The following is a 20008-nucleotide window of genomic DNA, read 5'->3' as shown; positions in this document are numbered from 1 at the left end:
AGGTCAGCCGTGATCACGGAGGTCGCCCGGATCGATGTCCGGCCCGGCAGCGAGGAGGCGTTCGAGCAGGCGATTACCGAGGCCATCCCCCCGGCTAGTCGGCGTCGATGTCGCCCGTGACGCCTCCGGTCGGTGGCGCCATCCCGCGCGCTGGCATCGCGTCCGGCCCGACCTGTCCCCCGCCGACGTCCCCCACCTGACGACGCCGCCGAACTGAGCGATTGGGTGATCGCCCAGGCGCCCTGGCCGCGACGGCGTAGCCGGTGGCCGGGCTGGACGACGGCGCGGACTCGCTCGTCTGAATGAACATCGACGCGAAGCGGAATGGCGAACCGTTCCGCCAGGACAGCCGTGAAGCTTCTGCCTGCACGACGAGCCCGCATCCCCAGGACTGCGCTGCTTGCCGCCGCCATCCCGGCCGTCCTGGCCGCATCACTGACCGGCCTCGCGCCCGCCCACGCCACCACCACCGCGGGCGCACCCGCCGTGGCCCGGGACCAGATCGCGTGCCCGCGCGGGTTCGTCTGCATCTACCCCGACATCAACTTCAACGGCCAGCCCTACGTCAACGCGCCGTCGACGGCTCGGTGCGACACCTGCCCGACTACATCCGCGGCACCGGCAGCTCCATCATCAACAACAGCAGCCGCACCGCACGCGTCTACCAGAAGGACAACTACCTCGGCCGACACGTCTGCGTCGGACGCGAAGGCGGCACCATCGGCGACCTGCGCTCCTACCAGCTCAACGACACCACCCACAGCCTTCGCAATCCTGGAGACGGCGCAGCCGCTCGACCGTCCAATCGAGGGCTTCCACGTCCGTGCAGGACTGTCTCAAAGCCCGGAGCGCCGTCAAGCCGATCACCTCCCGGCGCCCGGCCTCCGGTCCTGGTCGCCGTGTTCGGGGTCGGCGGCCGGGAGCCCGGGCAACCGCTCGGGCATCGCCGCCTGCTGGTTCACAACCACGTCATATGCCCGGCCCCGCACGACAAGGGTGCGCAGCTTCTCGCGGACCACCGCGCCGGCGAGGACGGCCCGCTCGTACTGCAACGGGACGCGGGGTATCTCCCACTTCCCCGGCTCCAGGTCCGAGGGCCGGGGCGCGGCCGGTGGGCCCGGGTCGGCCGGGGGCTGCCGATCCGGTGCGGTGGTCGGCGGGCGCCGGGCGGGGGCGAAGCCGACCAGCGACCAGCGGGCGGTGCAAAGGCGGTAGGCGGGCATCAGGCCGCACAGCGTCTTCGGCTCACTGATGTGCACACAATACGTGGCGAGCGCAGCGTCCACGATTCGCTCGTCCCGGCCCGGATCGCGGTAGCGGCCGCGCACGAGAGCGAGGTGACCGCGGGCTTCGGCAAGCACGTGCCGGCGGTGGAACCGGCCGCCGCCACATACGCCCGGCGCAACTGACCGCGATCGACCCGGACTGCGGACTGGGACCGCCCGTAGCCGCTGAACGACATGCCGGGAGCCGCCGGCCGACTCGGGCGGTGACGCCTTCGACGGTCCGGCCACCGTGTTGTCCGGACCCCCGTCGCAGTCCGCGGTCCGCCTGACGTGTGTCGTGATCACCGCGTGCGACGGGGCAGGCGCAGCGGAGCTGCAACCGGAGACCATCGGTCGTGCGGACGCAACGGGACTCAGTTGCGCCGGCCCGTGCTCCGCGCCAGCCGACACGCCCCCTCCCACACCCGCGGAACACGCCCCGCCCGGTCTACTCCACAGCGGGGGCCTGCTGCCCGCCGCCGGGACAACGTCCGGGCCGGCCCCCATCTGCCGCCGACCCCGGAGCAAAATGCTCGGTCTTGAACTCGTCGTACTGCTGGGCTTGGCGACGCTGCTCGGCACCGTGCTCTCGACGTACTTCCGCATCACACCGCCCGTCGTGTTGCTTGTCGCCGACGTGCTGCTCGGTTTCATTTTCCAAAGAGTGGCGGTCGGCCTGGCTCTTGGTGGCGGCGGCCCCGCGGGTGCCGGGCCGACACCCTGGAACTCCTATCGGAATGCTCAGGAGTCGATCTCCCAGTGGAGAGCGCCAGTCTGAGCGGATGCCTCCAGGATCTTCTTGAGTGCTGCTGTCGGATCGGTGCCCGGCGGGAGGTCCACCGCGAGGTAGGTCCCCTGGAGCCATTCGTGGGGCAAGCCGGCCTCAATGGTGCTGCCGTGCAGGAGTTCGTGCAGCTGGACCCTATCTGGGTGCTCGATGACGAGAGCGACCCGGAGGGTCCGGTGGCCGGACTTCTCCAGCACGCCGGTTACCAGGTGGTTGCTGTCTATGGTCACTACGTCGCGGTAGCAGATGCCGTAGGTGAAGAAGGGCAGACAGGCCACCTCGAACCGGTCAGGCGCGAGCTGTCGGGTCCAAAGCTGTTCACGCCAGCCGTCCTCCCGATCCGACAGATCAGCGTGGATCATGTAGTTACTGGGACCCCGGCCGATTGGGTCCTCATGCGTGATGATGGTGATGGGGTGCCTCCTGAAGCCGGATCCCGACCTCAAGATCCTGCACCAGCCGCCTCGGCCGGAACCAGGCGGGGCGAGTTCAGGCGTCGCCAACAGGTAAGAGCGCATCCGAGGGTGAGGAATGCCTCGTGGATGTCGTCGCGGATCTCCCAGCGGATCCGCAGGCGGCGGAACCAGTGCAGGTGGGCAAACGCGCGCTCCACGACCCAGCGTTGGGTGCCGAGCCCGGAGCCATGTTCGGTGCCCCGGCGAGCGATCAGCGGCTTCACGCCGAGATCCCAGACCAGGCGTCGGTACTTGTCATGGTCGTAACCGCGGTCGGCCAGCAGCACGTCCGGGCGGCGTCGGGGCCGACCGAGCCTGCCCCGCACCGGCGGCACGGTTTGGAGGAGGGGGATCAGCTGGGTGACGTCGTTGCGGTTACCGCCGGCCAAGGTGACAGCGAGCGGAATGCCGGTGGCGTCGGTGATCAGGTGATGCTTGCTGCCCGTCCTGCCCCGGTCAACGGGGCTTCGTCCCGTCTCGGAGCCCCCTTAGGACACCGTCTTAGCGCCCGTATGTGGGAGCCGTCGACGGCCGCCCAGGAGAAGTCCAGGACGTTTGCGCTGCGGAGCTTCGCAAGAAGGACCTCATGCAGCCGGGGCCACACCCCGGCCTCAGTCCACTCGGCCAGCCGCCGCCAGCAGGTCATGCCCGAGCCGGAGCCGAGCTCCTGTGGCAGATGTTCCCAGGCGATCCCGGTGTGCAAGACGAACAGGATGCCCTGGAACACCAACCGGTCCGGATGCCGCTTGCGGCCAGGATGATTGGCCCGGCGCTCCACCTTCGGCAACAGCGGCTCCACCACCGCCCACAACTCGTCGTCGACTTCCCACGGCTTCGGCCGAGCCACCCCGCACCCCACAGGTCGGCCCGCGCCGGTTGGTGGCGGCGCGGGCCGATGGTCTTTCGATGTTGTGGGTCTTTACGTCTCGTCGTCGTCGGGGAGGACCGGCAGACCGGTCGGATCGTACGGCGTCATTGCCCACAGCTGGTTGGCGGCGGTTTCGCTGCAGTTGAAGACGATCAGGTTGCCCACGTCCGGGTCGGTGGGTGCGCCCGCGACGTCCATGCAGAGGCCGTCAGCCACGTTCCGCCATTGCACCAGGGTCTGGTCGCCAGCGACGTGTTGTAGGGCGGTCCATTGCTGGTGCACGTTGCTGCTGTCGCAGTCCATGATGACCAATTGTGTGCCGGGGGCATCATCGAGGCCGTCGCGAGGCTGGATGCAACGGTTGCTCCCCACCCCTCTCAGTGTGGCGGTCAGCCCATCGGAGAGCCAGTCGACGTTCCAGCCCTGGTTGGGGGCCGGCGGGTGCCCAAAGGTGTCGCCGTTGCGCTCGAACTGGCCCACCGTGGAGTTGTTGCTAGTCGCCCCGTCCGTCACGGTCATGAGCGCGCCGACGTTGAGGTTCTCCATGCTGACCGGTCCTGCTATGCGGTCCGTCAGGTCCGAGTCCTCAGGAGAGAGCAATTGCGGGAAGAAGGTGTTGGGCTCCGTGAATGTCCAGTTGAGAGCCTGCGGGGCGGGGCTGTTCGTGCAGTCGGCCACGCCGACGGGCTCGTGCTGTCTGGGGTCGTCCTTCACATCACCGATCAAACACTGACTGCTCTGCGCATGGTTGCGCAGGTGCCACTCGTCGTTGCCCTGGTAGTCCAAATCCCATTGCTGGCTCGGATCATCTGCATTGCAGTCGGTCACCGCACTGGGGACTGGACTTGCTGAGGCACTAGGGATGAGGGCAGGCAGGAGGGCGAGGCACGCGGCGGCGTTCGCAAGGATGGCCGTCAAGCTGATCGTCCCGTTGACATTGGTTACCGCTTTCCAGCGTTGGCCGAGTTGCCGGTGGAGGACTGAGGTGGACAGGGAGCCCGGGTTGTCGGGGTCGTCGACGGTGAGCACGCCGCCGGCCGTCATGTTCGTCAACGCCCGGGGATTTCGGAAAAGGTCCTGCGGTTCGGCCGCGGCGGCCAATGCGCCCAAGTGAACCGGGGCGTGGTCGCTGCGATACACCCGTAGGGGTGCGTCTAGGGGCCTTCTCTCCAGCTGTGTCGTCTGCAGCCCGGTCACCTGGGAGGAGGTGACGAAGTAGTCAATAATTCTTCCTCGCTGCTGCGTCGGGCGGCCGGCGCTGATGACGCCTGCGCCCACCGGGAATCCCGGCCTGTTCAGCAATTGGGTCGGAGTCTGGTTCCAGTCACCCATGACGACCCAGCTCTCCTGCCGAGCGCGGTTAGTGACGAAGGTATTGATACGCTGCAGCAGGATTCCAGCGTCCGCGCCGCCGTTGCCGGACGATGCGTGCACGTTGAAATACCAGGTGTTGCCGAATCGCAAACCCAGCGACCCTCGACCCCCATCAACACCGGGTATGGCGGCGACGTCGCGGGCCGATCCGCGGGTGACGAAAGCGAGGTTGAATTGGCCGCCGCGGTATGTGTCTCTTCCGTTCACGCGGTGTGGGTCGGTCTGGAGAAAATAGATAATCCGGCGCTGCCCGTCGGGCATCTCCCAGATTTGCTGCCTCACGCGGTCTCCGTATCCGAGTTGTGGCAGCTGTGCGGCTGAAGCATTCGCCAGAGGTATGCTCACCCTCCGCTGACCGTTACTATGACCCAGTCCGGGAATATAAGTACCGGCAATCCCACGCGGTACGTATAGGTTGATTGGTGTTTCGGCACCATCCAGGATCATCCGCATGGGCGCGACGGGTCCAGCTTCCTGGAGCGCCACGATTTGTGTGTTCCGGGCCAACCGAGCGACATCAGTATTCCACCTGTCGCTGTTAGTCCCCATATTCGCCCCCTGCATGTTCCAGGTGGTCATGTCCCGGTCGCCGATGTCCCTCGGGGCGAGCTGGCCGATAGTGGGATCGCGCAGGAACAGCGACGGCTGGCCGCTCATGTCGCGGGCCACCACGCCCTGCCCGAGGTAGTTCGCGGTCTCGCGGCCGGTCCAGTCCGGGATAACCTGCCCGTCCTGGCTAAGGTGGTGGAACTTCGCCGGGTCGTCGTTGTCGGACCCGAACTCGAAGGCCGTACCCTCCCGCGTGCCGTACGGCGCATAGTCCGCGTAATCCCCTCCGGGGGTGGCCTGCTTGATCATCGAGTTGTTGTAGAAGACGTTCTGCGCCCCGGAGGAACCGGACCACTTGATCGCCTTCGGGCCGGCCGCCCACCAGATGGGATACCAGGTCCCCTCGTCGATCTCACCGCCTTCCCCACCGCAGTTGGCCGTGCAGCTGCCCGAGCGGTGGTCGTAGGCGACCACCACCGTGTTCTGCTCGAACAGGTTGTTGTGTTCCCAACCGCCGTGCAGGTTCAGGTCGGAGTCGAGGTCGTTACGGAAAGCGACGTTGTCGCTGGCCGACCACTGGAAGGTGAAGTGGCGCAGGTGGCGGCTGAGGTTGTACGCGTACAGCGAGCTCCAGACGCGGCTGCCGCGCAGGTAGCCGTTGCCGCCCTTGCCCTTGTTCCAGGAACCGTCGAAGCTGTTGCGCTCGATCTGCAGGTTGAGCGCGTCCTCGGTGACGATCGGGTGCGAGCCGGTCATCGTGGCGGTGAGCCCGCGTGCCCAGCTGTTGGCGGCCCACTTGAAGACGATGCCGTGCATCGCGTACTCGGGCGCCATGTTGCCGTAGTTGTTCACGGCCTGCTCAGGGGTCCCCTGGAAGGTACTGCCGTCCAGCATCGGCAGGCCGGCCATGTCCTGGGTGAAGGCGAAGTTCTCGAACCCGACGCCCTCGACGATCTCCAGCGGGGTGAGCTTGCTGGGAGTCAGCTTCGCGAGATACTGCCGGGAGCCGTCCGAGGTGTCGTCCACCGGCAGGTCCCACTCCAGCGGTCGGTCCAGCGTGACCGTCTTGGCCGTGGTGTCCAAGCTGGCGACCTGGAACATCTGCTGGCGCATCATGAGGGGATCCTCAAGCGCCTCGTCATCGCCGCTGATGCCCTGCTGTGCGTAGAAGTTGCGGCTGTTGGCCGCGCCCACCCAGACGTAAGCGCCCACGGTGAGCTTGCTCATGTTGGCCTTGGGGTCCAGGTGCACGACGCTCTGCCCCTGGCGGGCGGAGAACCCGGGGTCGCCGGCAGGGGAGGACAGCTTGAGCCCGGAGACCCAGTGCTGGTTAATGCTGCCCTCGAACAGGTCCTTGCGGTTGGCGGGGGCCGCCGACCATTCGTCCTGGTAGCGGGCGGCAACGGTCCGGGTCTGCACTCGGAACATGCCCCGTCCCGGCCAGACCCAGCCACCCGAACCCTCGTCGGGGGCCGCGCCGTAGACCATGGCGTCCTGCCACCAGCGACCGTTGGTCAGCGTGTCGTACCGGGTGTCCGTGTCGGGCCGGAAGACGAACTTCGTGCCGCCGTCGCCGGAGCCCTGCCCGCGGATGGTCAGGAAGCTGGCGTCGACGTACATCTGCCGGGACACGTCGATCCGGCCGGCCGGCAAGGTGATCAGGGAGAGTTTGTGGTAGTTGGCCGTCGGCGAGCAGTTGGACTTGATGTCATCGATCGCCTTCTGCAGCCCCGTGGTGTCATCGACACGGTCGTTCGCGATCACCCGGTACTTGGAAGCCAGTTGATCGGGGGTGACATTGCAGGTGGGGTCGGGATTCATGTCGCCGTCGCCGGGCAGCGGCTGGCCACCCAGATATCCGGCACGCGACCAGTCCGGCATACCGGACAGCGGGCCTATACGGTTGGCGGAGCTGAGATCAGGCCCGACAGCCCCCGGTCCGGTCGAAGGCGGGTCGCCACCCGGCGTCAGAGTGCCGTCTTCCGGATCGCTGTCCGCCGCCGATGCGGCCATGGCCGAGAGGGGTGCCGCCGGCGCCGGCAGCGCTGGCAAGAGAGATAGCAGCAGGCCGGACAATACTGCGGCCGCTGGCCAAAACCGTCTCACGTAAGCTCTTTCTGCTTCATCGTATTGTCCTTTTTGTGGGGCGGGTCAGGGCCCCGCCCGCGTGATCCACTGACCAGAGCGCGCCATGGCTCAGGTCAAGCGGAATTCGGTGGCTCCCGATGGGGAGAATGCACAGAAGCACCCCCGGCTCCTGAACTGGTGCCGGGGGCAGCACGGTGACTGGTCCGGTGACAGGACTCCAACGAGAATTGGGTGAGCCCCTGCTCAAACCGGCCTACGTAACGGAGACCCCGCAGAGTCGGGCCGTCAGGCCAACTCAGCCTTTAGGGGCAGTAGAAGCGAACGCCAGAAAGGTGGTCGTTGGCATACGACATGGGGCCCGGATTGTTCCAGGTACCCGTCCGGCCCCAATTCCACGACGGCGCGTAATCGATCTGCCAGGGCGCGTCCGAATCGGGATCATCCCAGAACTCCACCGAGCACTGGGAGTTGTTCAGCCAGGACGACGTCTGGTTGTTGGCATTGATCCCGTTCAGAAAACTGACGCTGTACAGCTTCACTATCTGCGAGTGGCCGCCCGCCGCGGGAGGGGTGATGATCGCCTTCGAGCCCGCTCCGTCCGCGTCCTGGTAGAGGCAGAGCGCCCATGCCGGACAGCCGTCGTAGGGAGGATTCGTCGCAGACGCCGGTGCGGCGAGGGAGAGCAGCGCCGCTCCGGCAACTGCAGTCGAGGCGACGATCTTCGCCAGTCTCATGAGATCTACTTCCTGAGCCGTACGGCTCGTGTCTTCACCGCGATACGCGGCCTGTCGACGCTGAAATCTACGCAGCGTTCACTTACAAGAAGTGATCGTAAAGTAAGTGCCCTGGCCACACAAGCCGTTGAGTGTTGAACCTTCACGCTGCCGCGTTCAACGTCGTCGGCCCGTCGTCGACAGGGTTGCCCAGTCACGCTGCCCGGGTTGACTGGGCGACCGGTGACTCAGGAGTGAGTCAAGCCGCCTCGATCGCTGCCAGAGCGGCAGTCGACCCCCGGAGTGCTTCTCAAACGCTGGTCGTACTTGAGTCGACGTGACCCTCAACCGACACCCGTAGTGAGTACTGTCCGCGTGGGCCGGTGCAGGTTGCCGGTGCGGCGGCCGGAGTCGCGGGGGACGGGGACGAGCCCGGCCGTCGAGGCGAGGAGTCCGGCGTCGGCATAGGCCGACAGGTCGCTGGTCGCGACGACGAACACAGCCCCAAGTATCGGGCCCATGCCGGGCAGGGACTCGATGATCTCTGCCTGCGGATGGCTGCGGAACGTCTCGCGGATCTGCTTGTCGATCCGCTTCAGCCGGTCGTCCAGGGCCAGGATCTGCCCGGCCAGATCGGCGACGATCTGCGCGGCGACGTCCTCGCCGGGCAGCACGGTTGCTGAGCCTGGGCGGCTTCCAGAGCGGTCGCGGCGACCGCGTCGGCGCCGCACACGTGGCGGCCCGCCAGCCAGGCCGTGAGCCTTGTCCGGCCGCGGCGGCGGATCGCGGCCGGCGTCTGGTAACCGGTCAGCAGCACCAGGGCACCCTTGCGGACCGAGTAGTCGAAGGCCCGCTCCAGCGCGGGAAAGACGCCGGTCAGCACGGCACGCAGGCGGTTTAGCAACCGCACCCGGTCGGCCACGAGATCGGCGCGGTGGGCGGTCAGCAGCGCCAGGTCAGCAGCGAGCTGCGCGGGCACATCGATCGCGGCGAAGTCCCTGCGGTGGCGGGCGGTCTCGGCGATGACGTAGGCGTCGCGGGCGTCGGTCTTCGCCTCGCCCCGATAGGCGCCCGACATGCGGTTGACCGTGCGACCGGGTACGAAGACGGTCTGCCGGCAATGCGCCGCGAGAAGTGCTGGTGTCCACCGGCTCGTCAAGGCGCCGATCGTGCTGGTCTAGGACCGGCTCAACACCCACGTCTCCCACTCCACGTGTGAGCTGATCGCCGAGCGCGAGTGGCTGACGGTGTCCCTGCTGCCCGCCTACTCACCTGACCTCATCCCGGTTGTGGGTATGGGCGCACGTCAAACGCAGTCTGGCCAATCTCGCCATCGGCGCCTTCGACCGGTTCGAAGCTCTCGTGAACAACCGACTCAAGCGCCTTCGGTCGGACGGCGCGCGGGATACAGGGGAGGAGATCCTTTGGATCGTCGCCGGGGTAGAGATGCTTCCGCCAGCCCTGGACATGGTCGGCCTTGTAGGCAGCGGCAGCCTCGGTGAAGTCGGCCGACCTGTGGTGTCCGAGCAGGACGAACGCTCCTGGGTAGGTGTCGTCGCCGTTCGGTGGTGCCGATGCTGGCGAGCGACGTAAGGGCCTCGGTAGGCCACGAACCCGTTGTCGGCCGACTCCTCGCCCGGGTCCGACGCATTGGGCAAGACCGGTGGTGCCGTTTCCGTTTCCCTGGTCTCGATCTCGTAAAGGCTCGTGGTGGTCACGCGCTCACCCCCACGATGCGTCGGTCAGGAGCGCAGCGACAGTGGCGCCGCGCGGATCGGCGTGACTGTCGTGGTCGCTTAGGCCGAATACGGCATTCGTGGCGGTGACGGTGAAGCCGGAGAGCAGGGTGGCCGCCTGGCCCTCCAGTTGGGTGGTGAGGCGGTCGGCGTCGTGGGAGGCGAGCGAGGTGTGGGTGTAGGGGCCGAGACGCAGCCGCCTGAAGCTGGTGTTGTCGCTGCGGCGGGCTTCGACGTGGACGCCGTAGTGGGCGGGGGCCATGCCGACGTCGTCGGGGAGGGGCAGGTTCGCGGCAGTGTGGGTGAGCATCGCGTAGACCGGCTGCGAGACGCCGACGATTGCGGTCGTCTCGCCGCGCAGCCAGCTCCTGCTGGTGTAGCCGAGCTGGCGGCCGTGGAGGTAGGCCGTGGCGTGCGGGGTGTCTGGGGGAGCCAGGGCGACGGTGATCACGTCGGTGCCGTGGTCGTCGACGGGCCGGGGACACGCGTTCGATGAACAGTCCGACTCGCGCGCCCCATGGCTCCTGGTCATCCCCGATCATCCGATGCCGTCCTCTCCCCGGTACGGCCCGCCGTCCTCCCTGGGCAGGCGCGGTCCGAGAACGGTACGGCAAGCGCATGCGGCATGGGACATCCACGTGTTCCAGCAATTCCATCGGGTGAAGGAGCCTTGACGGATGCCCGGGCGCCCTGGGGCGTAGATCAGCCAGTGGCCGAGCAGCCGGGCATCGCAGGCAGCGAAGCCTCGCCGGTCACGGCGCTGACGCGCCGCCGGATTACCGCGAACGTCTCGGCGCGGTCTTGCCTGACGGCGTAGTCGACCCGGTCATAACGCAGTTGGAGGGTGGCGGTGCGGTCCGGGGCCTTCAGCAGGACCAGGCCGAGGCTCCCGCCGGGGTTCAGGTCGCGGTGCCCGTGCAGTTCCAGCGGCAGACCGTGCTCCGGGTCGGTAAGAGCCTGCACCAGCTCGGCCCTGCGCAGCCCGGTGTCGGAGCCGTTGTCCAGCTCCAGGAAGCGACCGGGTCCGGCCCGGACAGCGCTCGGGTGGGCCGGCGCACCTCGTCAGGGGCCAGCCGGGTGCGGGTCTCGTGGCCGTTCGCCGCGCAGAGGGTGCCGGAGTCCGGGTCCGGCACCCACAGCACAGGCGCCTGCGGGTCGCCGCGCAGCCGGTCCGCGTCCCTGAGGGCGCGAGGCGCCGTGGCGGGCGGAACCGGCTCGAAGCCTCCAGCGGTCCAGGGAGAGCACGGCGACGCGGCGGCGCATCGCGACGGGGTCGGCGAAGTCGTGCAGGGCCCGTGCGGCGGTAGTGAGCGCCTCGGGCAGCGTGGGAGCGAGGACGCCTCCGGTCGCGGGGCCTGGCGCGGTCAGGGGGGGCGTCCGTGGTGCCCAGCAGGGTGTCCAGGGCCGCCGCGGCCGGCGAGGCGGGCCGGGTCGAGGTCGGCGAGCAGGTCTTCGAGTTCGTAGCCGGTGTGGTGCTCGTCGCGGGGGATGCCGACGTTGACGCTGTTCGCCGCGGCGGCGGTGGCGCTCCCGCCGACGTGGTAGTAGTCGGCGGGCCAGTACAGCAGTTCGCCGGGGCCTACCTCGGCAGGCACGGACGCCGCGGTGTGGCGGGCGTAGTCGGTCTTGGTCGAGATGGGTTCGTCCCACGGCCTGCGCGGCCAGAACCGCATCCGTTTGCGACCACGCAGGCCGAACAGGAAGGTGGCGAAACGGTCCTTGTGGACGCCAACCGGGCTGTGCTCGTAGGTGCCGCGGAACAACGTGGTGATGGCTCCGGTCAGCTGCCATGTGAGTTCGACCAGGCCAACAGCTCCGCAGCGGGGCTGGCTAGGCTCAGCCTTCATGACCGACCACGCTGACGCGCACAAGCGCCCCTTCCTCGTTCTGCACGACTATGGAATGGGCGGTTCATGGTGGTGGGTCCGAGCGCGTTCCAAGCGGGAGGTCCTCGAAACGTTCGCCTGGGTTGAGGTGGTCACCGACCCGGACACTGTGACCCGGTTTCAGGATGAGGGCCTGGAGGAAGTCGACATCGACGGCCCTCGGATGCCTCCAGGTCTGCGTGACGCCCAACGTGAGTGTGAAGGGTTCGGTGCGCTTGCAGGGAGGGACGTCGTATTCCTGCGGCGCCGCTGGGACGAGGAGGGCGATGAACCGGTCGTGTATCTGATGGAGGTGGGGTCCGATGGGCGTCGGATTCGCCAAGTGGAGTTGGCCGAGGACGGAACCGCCGTGCGCAGCGGCCCTGACGATTGGCCGTACAACCCACCGATCGTGGACCCTTTCGACCCTGTGCTGCCGAGAGAAGAGATCAGCCGGAGCGAGTTCGAGGAACACTGGATGACAGCTCGCCAGGCAGATGCTGAATCGTAGGGGCAGACCCGGTCGGCTCACCTGCTTCGGAGTCGTTGTCTTCGATGGCGTCAGGGTTCTCGTAAAGAGCCAGCTCAGCCTGTTGCGCACGCATGTTCTGCCATGGCAGCGAGGTGAGCAGGCGCTGCGGGGGCTGACCGCGGGGCGGATGAACTGGGCTCCGCAGCCGGGGCAGGGCAGGACCTGCTTCTGGTCCGGGAGGATGCCGTTGCTGAAGGGTGCGCTCTTCAAGAGATCGTCTCTGCGCCGACATCGGGCCGAGCACCATCAGGGAGCCGGGCCGGCCTCGACGTTCGGTCGGGGCGGGCGGCCGCAGTACTCACAGAGCAGGATGTCGGGCGGCGGCGGTGGTGTGCGTTCGAGGACGTCCCGGAGTTCGAAGAGGTCTCGTCCGGTCGCGGCGGCGAGGCGGGGCCAGCTGAGGGCACCGGCCGTCATGGGAGGGTCGCAGAGGTCGCTTCAGCAGGGCCCGGGGCGAGTTGGAGTACTCGTCGCTCAGGAGTCAGCCTCGGCCGGTGACGAGGCCGCAGGCCCGGGCGAACGCAGAAGCGGGCCGCGAGCTGCGCGGCGAAGTCTTCGAGCCAGGCGAGGCGGGCGGATGGGAAAGTTGGTCGCGGAGGTGTTCGCCGCGGATGAAGGGGCGGCCGGGGTTCCGTTGCCAGCAGGCCGAGCACAGGCTTGGTCCGGCATGCCGCCTCGGCTGGCCGCACTCGCGGCAGATCTGGGGCGACTGTCTCGGCGGGCCCGGACGGGAGCACGACCCGCACCAGCCGGTGTCCTCGCGCAGATGGCCTGGCTTGCCGCAGCGCGGGCAGGGCTGCTGGGCGGCGAGTCGCTCGGCCTTGCCGCAGCAGTCCCGGCAGAGCCGGTTGCCGGCCGTTGTACGCCGCCCCAGCCAGCCTCTGACGGTGACCGACATGTATCAGCAGCGTCGACCTGGTGGCTCCTGCATGAGCCACCAGGTCGGGGGACCCATCTCGGTCGAAACGCCTGTCAGCGACCCGTGAGCCAGGCCACCAAGTCGTAGACAGCGTGGCAGTAGGGGTCGTGAACGTCCTTCCGCATTCGCTCCAACTCCCCTGTCTCCAAGAGGACCGGAAGCACGGCGTGCGCTCCTGTCACTCCAACGACGACAGAGCCGTCTTCGTCTCGAAGGGGAAGGTCGACACCGATTGGAGGGGCGTCCTGTGATGTGGGGGTGTCCAGGTAGAGGCGACACGTTCCGTGGTCGAGGAGCAGGAAGCCGCGCAGGCGCAGCTCCGCAGGCTCATCAGGTTCTGCTGGAACGGAGAAAGCTGCGGCTGCGGCCCGCAGTGCATCCGAGAGATGGAACCGGGGATGGTCGACGAATCCGTGAACAGCAGCGGAGGCGTCGACTACCGGGATTCCGAAGGCATCGCGCGGTGCCTCCTCGATCTCGCCGTGGGAGAAGTCGGCCAAAGCGCTTCGCAGGGCCGCCTCGAGGTCCCCTGCGGAAATGATCGCTCCGTGTGTGTCCGTGAGTGGCACGTCAAAGGCAACTGACGTGTCCAGCTGCTGACCGTCCCACAAAACGATACGGCCGACACCGCGTCGCTCCGGGTCATTCATGACCCCCCGCACAAGCCGGACGCTCCGCCCACACGCGAACGCTGTGACACTGCCTAGCAGTTCATGTGCCAGCTGCGCCTGCAGACCGGATGGGCCTGTCTGGTCCCACATCATCGATTGATCCGTCACACTCGGTTCAACGCGTCAGGGCACTTGTTGACACCCTGGCAGTAAGCCGTGATCACGCCGATCTTGTCGTCATGGTCGGCGAGCTTGTACTTGTGATCAGCGGTCTCCCAGTGGTATTGCGCGACGACCTTCACACGAGCGAGAATGATGCCGAGACGGTCGTACAACACCGCGCCGTACAGCTTGCGGGTCTTCGTGCTCCCCCTCTCGGGGTGCTCACTCACCGCCACCTTGATGACCTTACTGCTGTGGATGTTGTGCGGCCCGGAAAAGTGGACCCAGCCGAACGCCCTGTTGCCCTGCCGGGTAGGGATGTACCGGCCGTCCGCATCATGGCCCACGAACTTCACCACGCTCCAGTGGCTGCTGGCAGCCTCATCGGCTGCCGCCCCTGTGTCAGCCGCGGCAGCAGAGTCTGCCTCCGCGATGACCTTGTCCGTGTCATCCGCTACGGCAGACTCCGCCGGCGAGTCCGCCTCGGTGACGGCTTCGTACGTGATGCCTTGCTGAGCAGCCTCGGCCGCACCGAAAGTCTGGACGTACTGCTCATCGGTCGTAAGGAGAAGTTGGCCTCCCTCTGCACTGGCCGCTGCGTCGCTGTCAGCGGCACTGGCGCCAGCAGACACTACTGAGCTCTGGTCGGACGGATCGGGAGCATCGGCGTAAGCGGGAGCCACCCCAAGAACAACGGACCCCAACAGTGCAAACGAAGCCACTTTGGCCTTCATTGATTCCCCCATCATGCTTTTCACAGGCATCAGCAATACGTCGTGGTCAGCGGCGTACTGCGCGATCAAGCTACCTGCGAAAGATCCGATCGTCCACTCAATTGAGCGACTGTCGAACATTCATACAACTGGTGGGCTCTGCTCATGCCGCTCGCCGCACCGAGCTGCGAGACACGCCCCCGCGCCTACGCTCTGTCTGCAGTGCGGCTTGCCATGTTCGTAGTCGCCGTGTGTTCGACGCGGTAGCGAGGAGGAACTGACCGAGGTGCTGCTGCACGGGCAGGTCCAGCCGAGCCGGTAGAGGCTGGTGTCGCCTTGCTGGTCCCGCTCTTCCGCCAGCCAGGCCCCAGGTGAATACCGAACGCGGCTGCGGGCACCTCCCGCTGATCAGAGCGGGGGGGCGGGGGCGTCCGGCAGCCCGGTGCCCGACCTGGTACGCACCGAGGCTTGGGGCGCGAACAGGCGCTGCCTGTGTTCGTGGAGGCCAGCAGCAGTTGAAGCCGCCAGCCACAGGCGTCAGGCCGGTGGATAGGCCACGCTGGGCGCGCGCCCGGGGTTTCTCACCGACGTCCGGGACCGCGAAACCCAACTCCGTTTTTCTGGCAAGACGATCGCGGTCACCGCTGCAGGCAAGCGACCATTCATTACTTCCTGGCGTGGCAGTGACAGCCCGAAGTGCTGCTGCAAGGCGGCCAGGGTCGCATGCAACGAGTCGAACTCCTCTCTCACGTCATCATCGAGGAGTCCAGCTTCTTCGAACGCCGGGAGCAGGAACGCCATGGCCTCGTCTGGAGTGTCGCCGATGTCGAAGCGACCGACCGTGTGGCCGTCGTGGTAGTACCAGCACTCCTTGGGCGGATCGTCCGGCTTCGGGCGTTGAGCGGAGCCGTAGGAGTGCTTCCTCTCCGAGCAGTGGGTCACCGGGGCGGGTGGCCGCAACTCGTGCGTCAGGCAGGTCAGGGCGATGGGGGCGGCGGCCGGGGCGGGTACCGCAACCGTGAGCGGCATCGGCCAGACGACCGGCGCCCTGACGAGGCAGCCCCGCCCGTTTTGGCGCGGGTTCGCCATGGCCGACCTAACGCCGGCCTGCTACTCCTTGCGCCTTTGCCTACGGCCCGGCCGCCGCCTCCGACGACGTCCTGGTGGTGCGCGCGGGGCGGGTCGTAGCGGTCGAAGCGGCGGCGACAGAGGCAGGGGGCTGGGTGTTCTCGGACCAGGGCGTGGATCTCCGCCTCGCTGGTGATGTTCTCCAGCTGCTTGGTGCCCTGGGTCTTGCCGGGGATCTTGGTGAACTGGGTTCTTGCTGGCCAGGGGCGGTGGGCTCGTGCGCTCGGGGCAGGCAAGGCGGCGACGCCGAACGCCACAGCACGGTCAGGACAGTGGACCGACGCAGCCCGGCGCGGGACGGCGGGCGGCGGTGGCCGCCGGACCTGCCGAGGGCGACCGGGAAGAAGCGGGACCGCGGCGCGGCTCGGGCGGCCGGACAGGCGGCGGGCGGGACGGCGCACGCAGGCCCAAGGGCGGCGGGACGAGGCGCCGCAGGCCGGCACAGCGCGGCGGCCCGTCCACGAGTGGACGGGGAACACGGCACACCGGCACGGGCGGGAACACTCGAACACGGCGGGACGAGCGCGGGCCCGCCAGACCGCCGGGGAACGGCGCGGAGGCGCGGAGGAAACAGCCGCGGGCGCGGACGGCGAGGCGGCGCGGCACGAGCGCAGCGGGTAGGGCACGCGCGGCGGGCGCGGACGGCGAGGCGGCCGGGCCGGGCAACGGGCGGCCTCCGGGCACGGCACCGCACGGCCGCCGGGCTGTCGACAGTCATGCAATTCCCCACGGATCGCGCCGTCGGCTTCACGTAATTCCCCACCCGCGAACTCGGTCCGATGACCGGCTCAGACGGCTACACGAACGGGCACAGCGTCTGCACGTCCGTAGGCGAGCACCTGGGCGAGGACTTTACGGAACTGGACGACATCCTCGTCCGGTGCTTCGATGACGGCCTCGACCTCGCTGTCGCTCAACCGCAGGTTTTCCAGTGCGTCGGGGTCGAGCGAGACGCGGAGGACCCTGCCCGTCAGAACGGCTTCGCGCACGCAGCCATAGGCGGTGCCCTGTCCGGCTGTGACCAGGCAGTGCGTGTCCATGCCCATGGCGATTTCCTGTTCATCTGGGTCGTCCTCGCCCGCCATGAACATCAAGATGAATCCGCTTCCGTCCGCTTCTTCAGCAAGAGCAGCTTCGGTGAAGTAGCCGTCAGGGTCGATCTCTGTTGCGGCAACACGAGCGGTGAATCGGTATGTCATGGCCGGGTTCTATCAGCGCGTTCGGCCGACGCAGGACACCGGGTCGGAGCATCGGTGCCCCTCCACTCAGCGACGGCCTCCGACGTGAACTCCGGGATCCCCCCGGGGGGAAGACCGTGAACTTCTGGCTGGGGAATATCGTAAGCGTCCACATGGACGCAGCGGGCGCGGGTCCGGGGGCCCGAGCGGGCCCGCCCAGCGGCCCGACGAGACGGCCTGGCGCGCGGCCGGGAGGAAGCGGGTCAGCGGCGCGGCGCGGGCGCAGCGGCGACTCGGGCGCGGCAGCGGCTCGGGCGCCGGACAGGCGGCAACGGAACGGCGCACGCAGGCCAAGGCCGGCGGGACGAGGCGCCGCAGGCCGGCACAGCACGGCGGCCCGTCCACGTAGTGCACGGGGAACACGGCACACCGGCGCGGGCGGGAACACACGAACACGGCGGAACGAGCGCGGGCCCGCCAGACCGCCGGACAGCGGCGCCGAGGCACGGAGCGGGTGGGGCAGGCGCGGCGGCGGGCGCAGCATGCGGGGCGCGGCCGCAGGACGGGCGACGGCCGGCAGTCCGGCCTCCGCAACGGCGGACAGGCGAGGAGCAGCACCCGGGACGGACGGTGGTCAGGCGCCGCACGGCCGGAACGGCCGGGCACGGCCGAACCGCCAGGACGCCGCACAGCTCGGCGGCAAGCCCCCGAACGGCCAGGGACCGGAACGGCGCGGTGGGCGAGACGGCCGGACGCCACCGACGGGCGGCCGGAGGCCGGACGGCCGGACGCGGACGACCAGAGGCGCGGGCGGGACCACGGCGGCCGGACGACGAGAGGTCACCTTTGTGCACGGCGCCGCGCGGCCACAGCACGGCGAGGGTCCAGGCGGGGGCGGCGCGGAGGCACAAGGAGTAAGGCGGCAGGCCCGGGCCCAGGGGCCGGACGGCGAGTGGTCGGCCCCGGGACGGCGCACGGGTGCGAGTGGCTTCCGGTGGCCCGCAGGGCTCGTCATGATCAAGTTCCGGGATTCGACAGCGGGGGTGCGGCATGAAGGGCTGGCGGACCGATCCGACGTTCGCGATGTGCCGGGAAGTGGCGGACGGGGCGGACCTGGCCTCGTTCTCGGGCGGCCCATTCGACGTGCGGGCAGTAGTGGCCGCCATCCTGCCCGAACCCCGACAGGACTTGGACCTCGATGCCGTCCCGTGGGGCAACTTCCCCCACGGGCACGACGCCCGGAAGGCCGTTCAACTCCTTCGCGCTGCTGACGGCGAACCACGTGTGGACACGACAGGTGTGTTGTGGGGCCTGTGCGCCAATGACAGCCGGGCCGCTGTAGCCCTCGCCGTGCCGTTCCTCATCCCCCTGGCCATCGACGCCCACCACCCACACCGCGCCGCCGTCCTTGCCGTCCTGTGCGGCCCCGCCCGTGCCCGGCACCACGGCGTCGCCTCCCGCGAGGAACTCCTCCTCCATCGCAACGATCCCCGACGCAGCGCCCCCGACACCCACGACGACTACGGCTATGAGGTGACCGGCTACCCAGCCGGCTGGGCGGTAGCCGCCGCCCGAACCGCGATCACCGCAGACGCCCCCGCACTCCTGCCCCTCCTCGGGAACTCCGACCCCACCATTCGCGTCGACGCCGCCTACGTACTGGCGACCGCCACCGACCCCGACCACATCATCCGCACCGCCTTGGCCAGCAGATTCGCCGCCGAAGGCGACGCCATGGTCCGCGCCGCCCTGCTCCTGGCCACCGCCGAGATCACCCGGGCCCACCCGCACCCGCCGACCCTCACGTGGCTACGCGAACGGTGGCACGACCGGACGGAGGCCCCCGAAGCCCGCCTGGCGGCGGCAATCGGATGGCTCTGCCTCACCGACCAATCCGCACCCGAGGAGCTCCGCCGGACCGTCGACACTCTCGCCGAAGACGAGCGCGCACACGCCATGGACGCCCTGCCGTGGATGAACGCCGCCTCCGGCACCAACGAACCCGGACTCCTGCGCTGCAGACGCTGCATGCTCCACCCCGAAGAACCCGACCCGGAAGCGGCCTTCTGGGCCTCCCTGTTCTGAGCAACCGGGCTGTGATTGTGTACCGGAATTGTCCAGCGGGGCCAACTGCAGTGCTCGGTCACAGGCGCTCGCTCGCCACCCCTTCGTCCTCTTACAAAGCCGTGACCCTACCCACGATCCCCCGGGAACAGCGATGACCGAGACCACGGACCACCCCACGCCGCGCGAGGCCGCGCTCGCTCTGATCACGACGGCCGCGCTGGACGAAGCCGCCCGCAACGACCCCGCGGCGGACGGACCGCTCTCGGCCAACTGGGAGATCTACGACTGCCTGACCGACGTGCTGGAGACATGGCACACCGGCGGCACGCTGCGCGAGGACTCCCTGCGGCTCACCGAACACCTCGCGGTCGAACTGTGCGCGTACCCCTGGCAGCGATTCGACCGCGACCCCGACCGGTTCGGCAGGTGGCTGCTCGACTTCGGCGACCAGGTCGCCCACACCCAGCAGCACGCACACCCCGCCGGCCCCACCGCGATCGAAATCCTGGCAGTCGTCGCCGACGACCTCACCCCCGCCCGGACGCCACCGCCGGGACGGAACAGCAACGGCTTCTCCGTCTCGCAGTGCCCTACCTGGGATACCTCCCACCCCGATCACGAGGTGGAAGACGCACGGGAGATCGCCCTCACGTTCACCCTGTGGGCGGGCCCGCAACTGGCCGCACTCCTCGACCACGACTACAGACGGATCGACGCCTACACCGGCGCTCGGAGCTGATCGGCGGCGACGCGCCACCCATCCGCGGCAGAGCCGGCGCGATAGCGGTCCAGGCGGAACGGCTTCAGCTGAGGAACGCCGCGGCCAGTGACCAGCCGGGGCGCCTGGCACCCGGCAGGCCCGGTCGCTCCCCTGCCGTGCGGTACCTGCCTGGCGGGAAGGCGCCGGACGCAGCGGCGGCCGCGCGGGCGCAGGAAACGGGTGACGCCGCCGGAACCGGCTGCCGCGCCGAAGGGTTCCGAGCCTCCACACACTGCCC

17 protein-coding genes and 4 pseudogenes are annotated in these 20008 nt (G+C 68.5%); 7 read left to right on the top strand and 14 right to left on the bottom strand.

All coding sequences use genetic code 11. The annotated features are described in order from the left end of the window. Positions 1-324: 324 nt before the first annotated feature. Both AB0947_RS38030 and AB0947_RS38025 read left to right on the top strand, forming a co-directional pair. Positions 325-540, top strand: a pseudogene (locus AB0947_RS38030) (hypothetical protein); the annotation flags it as partial. Further along, positions 507-650 (top strand): annotated as a pseudogene (locus tag AB0947_RS38025) (hypothetical protein); the annotation flags it as partial. The pseudogenes AB0947_RS38030 and AB0947_RS38025, both read left to right, overlap by 34 nt. A 213-nt stretch (positions 651-863) precedes the next feature. Here the strand turns inward: AB0947_RS38025 and AB0947_RS38020 are convergent. Beyond that, positions 864-1259 (bottom strand): hypothetical protein, encoded by a 396-nt coding sequence (locus tag AB0947_RS38020; RefSeq protein WP_366754969.1) that lies wholly within the window; start codon positions 1257-1259, stop codon positions 864-866. Here AB0947_RS38020 and AB0947_RS38015 point away from each other — a divergent pair. Together AB0947_RS38015 and AB0947_RS38010 are read left to right on the top strand one after the other, a co-directional pair. Further along, complete coding sequence (locus AB0947_RS38015; RefSeq protein WP_366754968.1) at positions 1254-1409, top strand: hypothetical protein; 156 nt, start codon at positions 1254-1256, stop codon at positions 1407-1409. The genes AB0947_RS38020 and AB0947_RS38015 overlap by 6 nt on opposite strands. Before the next feature lie 385 nt (positions 1410-1794). After that, a complete protein-coding gene (locus AB0947_RS38010) occupies positions 1795-2043 on the top strand; it encodes a hypothetical protein (RefSeq protein ID WP_366754953.1) in 249 nt (82 codons plus the stop codon). Here AB0947_RS38010 and AB0947_RS38005 read toward each other — a convergent pair. From AB0947_RS38005 to AB0947_RS37970, 8 genes and pseudogenes are all read right to left on the bottom strand, one after another. Further along, on the bottom strand, positions 2007-2414 hold the full coding sequence (locus AB0947_RS38005) for a DUF4265 domain-containing protein (protein WP_366754952.1): 408 nt from the start codon (positions 2412-2414) through the stop codon (positions 2007-2009). The two genes, AB0947_RS38010 and AB0947_RS38005, sit on opposite strands and share 37 nt — an antisense overlap. An 80-nt stretch (positions 2415-2494) precedes the next feature. Continuing rightward, a pseudogene (locus AB0947_RS38000) lies at positions 2495-3354 on the bottom strand (IS5 family transposase). Between the two features lie 72 nt (positions 3355-3426). After that, positions 3427-7311: a ricin-type beta-trefoil lectin domain protein gene (locus AB0947_RS37995; protein ID WP_366754951.1), complete on the bottom strand. Its 3885-nt coding sequence runs from the start codon at positions 7309-7311 to the stop codon at positions 3427-3429. A 377-nt stretch (positions 7312-7688) separates the two neighbouring features. Then, a complete protein-coding gene (locus tag AB0947_RS37990; RefSeq protein ID WP_366754950.1) occupies positions 7689-8120 on the bottom strand; it encodes a peptidase inhibitor family I36 protein in 432 nt (143 codons plus the stop codon). 356 nt (positions 8121-8476) lie between these two features. Continuing rightward, positions 8477-9237 (bottom strand): annotated as a pseudogene (locus tag AB0947_RS37985) (IS110 family transposase); the annotation flags it as partial. Positions 9238-9821: 584 nt separating this feature from the next. Then, a complete protein-coding gene (locus AB0947_RS37980; protein WP_366754949.1) occupies positions 9822-10367 on the bottom strand; it encodes a hypothetical protein in 546 nt (181 codons plus the stop codon). A 170-nt stretch (positions 10368-10537) separates the two neighbouring features. Next, positions 10538-10798 (bottom strand): hypothetical protein, encoded by a 261-nt coding sequence (locus tag AB0947_RS37975; protein WP_366754948.1) that lies wholly within the window; start codon positions 10796-10798, stop codon positions 10538-10540. A gap of 401 nt (positions 10799-11199) precedes the next feature. Continuing rightward, complete coding sequence (locus tag AB0947_RS37970; RefSeq protein ID WP_366754947.1) at positions 11200-11682, bottom strand: cupin domain-containing protein; 483 nt, start codon at positions 11680-11682, stop codon at positions 11200-11202. Here AB0947_RS37970 and AB0947_RS37965 point away from each other — a divergent pair. Next, positions 11681-12211 (top strand): hypothetical protein, encoded by a 531-nt coding sequence (locus AB0947_RS37965; RefSeq protein WP_366754946.1) that lies wholly within the window; start codon positions 11681-11683, stop codon positions 12209-12211. The genes AB0947_RS37970 and AB0947_RS37965 overlap by 2 nt on opposite strands. Before the next feature lie 267 nt (positions 12212-12478). Here AB0947_RS37965 and AB0947_RS37960 read toward each other — a convergent pair whose 3' ends face one another. The 5 genes from AB0947_RS37960 to AB0947_RS37940 form a co-directional block, all read right to left on the bottom strand. Continuing rightward, positions 12479-12649 (bottom strand): hypothetical protein, encoded by a 171-nt coding sequence (locus tag AB0947_RS37960; RefSeq protein ID WP_366754945.1) that lies wholly within the window; start codon positions 12647-12649, stop codon positions 12479-12481. A gap of 555 nt (positions 12650-13204) precedes the next feature. Further along, positions 13205-13801, bottom strand: a complete 597-nt coding sequence (locus tag AB0947_RS37955; protein WP_366754944.1) for a hypothetical protein — start codon at positions 13799-13801, stop codon at positions 13205-13207. Positions 13802-13926: 125 nt separating this feature from the next. Next, positions 13927-14778: a hypothetical protein gene (locus AB0947_RS37950; protein ID WP_366754943.1), complete on the bottom strand. Its 852-nt coding sequence runs from the start codon at positions 14776-14778 to the stop codon at positions 13927-13929. A gap of 396 nt (positions 14779-15174) precedes the next feature. Then, complete coding sequence (locus tag AB0947_RS37945) at positions 15175-15726, bottom strand: hypothetical protein (RefSeq protein WP_366754942.1); 552 nt, start codon at positions 15724-15726, stop codon at positions 15175-15177. Positions 15727-16553: 827 nt separating this feature from the next. After that, entirely contained in the window at positions 16554-16964 is a 411-nt protein-coding gene (locus AB0947_RS37940) for an Imm10 family immunity protein (RefSeq protein WP_366754941.1), read from the bottom strand. Between the two features lie 1263 nt (positions 16965-18227). Here AB0947_RS37940 and AB0947_RS37935 point away from each other — a divergent pair. Both AB0947_RS37935 and AB0947_RS37930 read left to right on the top strand, forming a co-directional pair. Continuing rightward, a complete protein-coding gene (locus tag AB0947_RS37935; RefSeq protein WP_366754940.1) occupies positions 18228-19028 on the top strand; it encodes a hypothetical protein in 801 nt (266 codons plus the stop codon). Positions 19029-19161: 133 nt separating this feature from the next. Further along, complete coding sequence (locus AB0947_RS37930) at positions 19162-19749, top strand: hypothetical protein (RefSeq protein WP_366754939.1); 588 nt, start codon at positions 19162-19164, stop codon at positions 19747-19749. The last annotated feature ends 259 nt before the right edge of the window (positions 19750-20008 follow it).

Source organism: Streptomyces sp. NPDC047841, assembly GCF_040704085.1.
Lineage (GTDB): Bacteria > Actinomycetota > Actinomycetes > Streptomycetales > Streptomycetaceae > Streptomyces > Streptomyces argyrophylli.
Note: the sequence above shows the minus strand (reverse complement) of the source record. Positions and strands in the feature narration are given on the sequence as shown.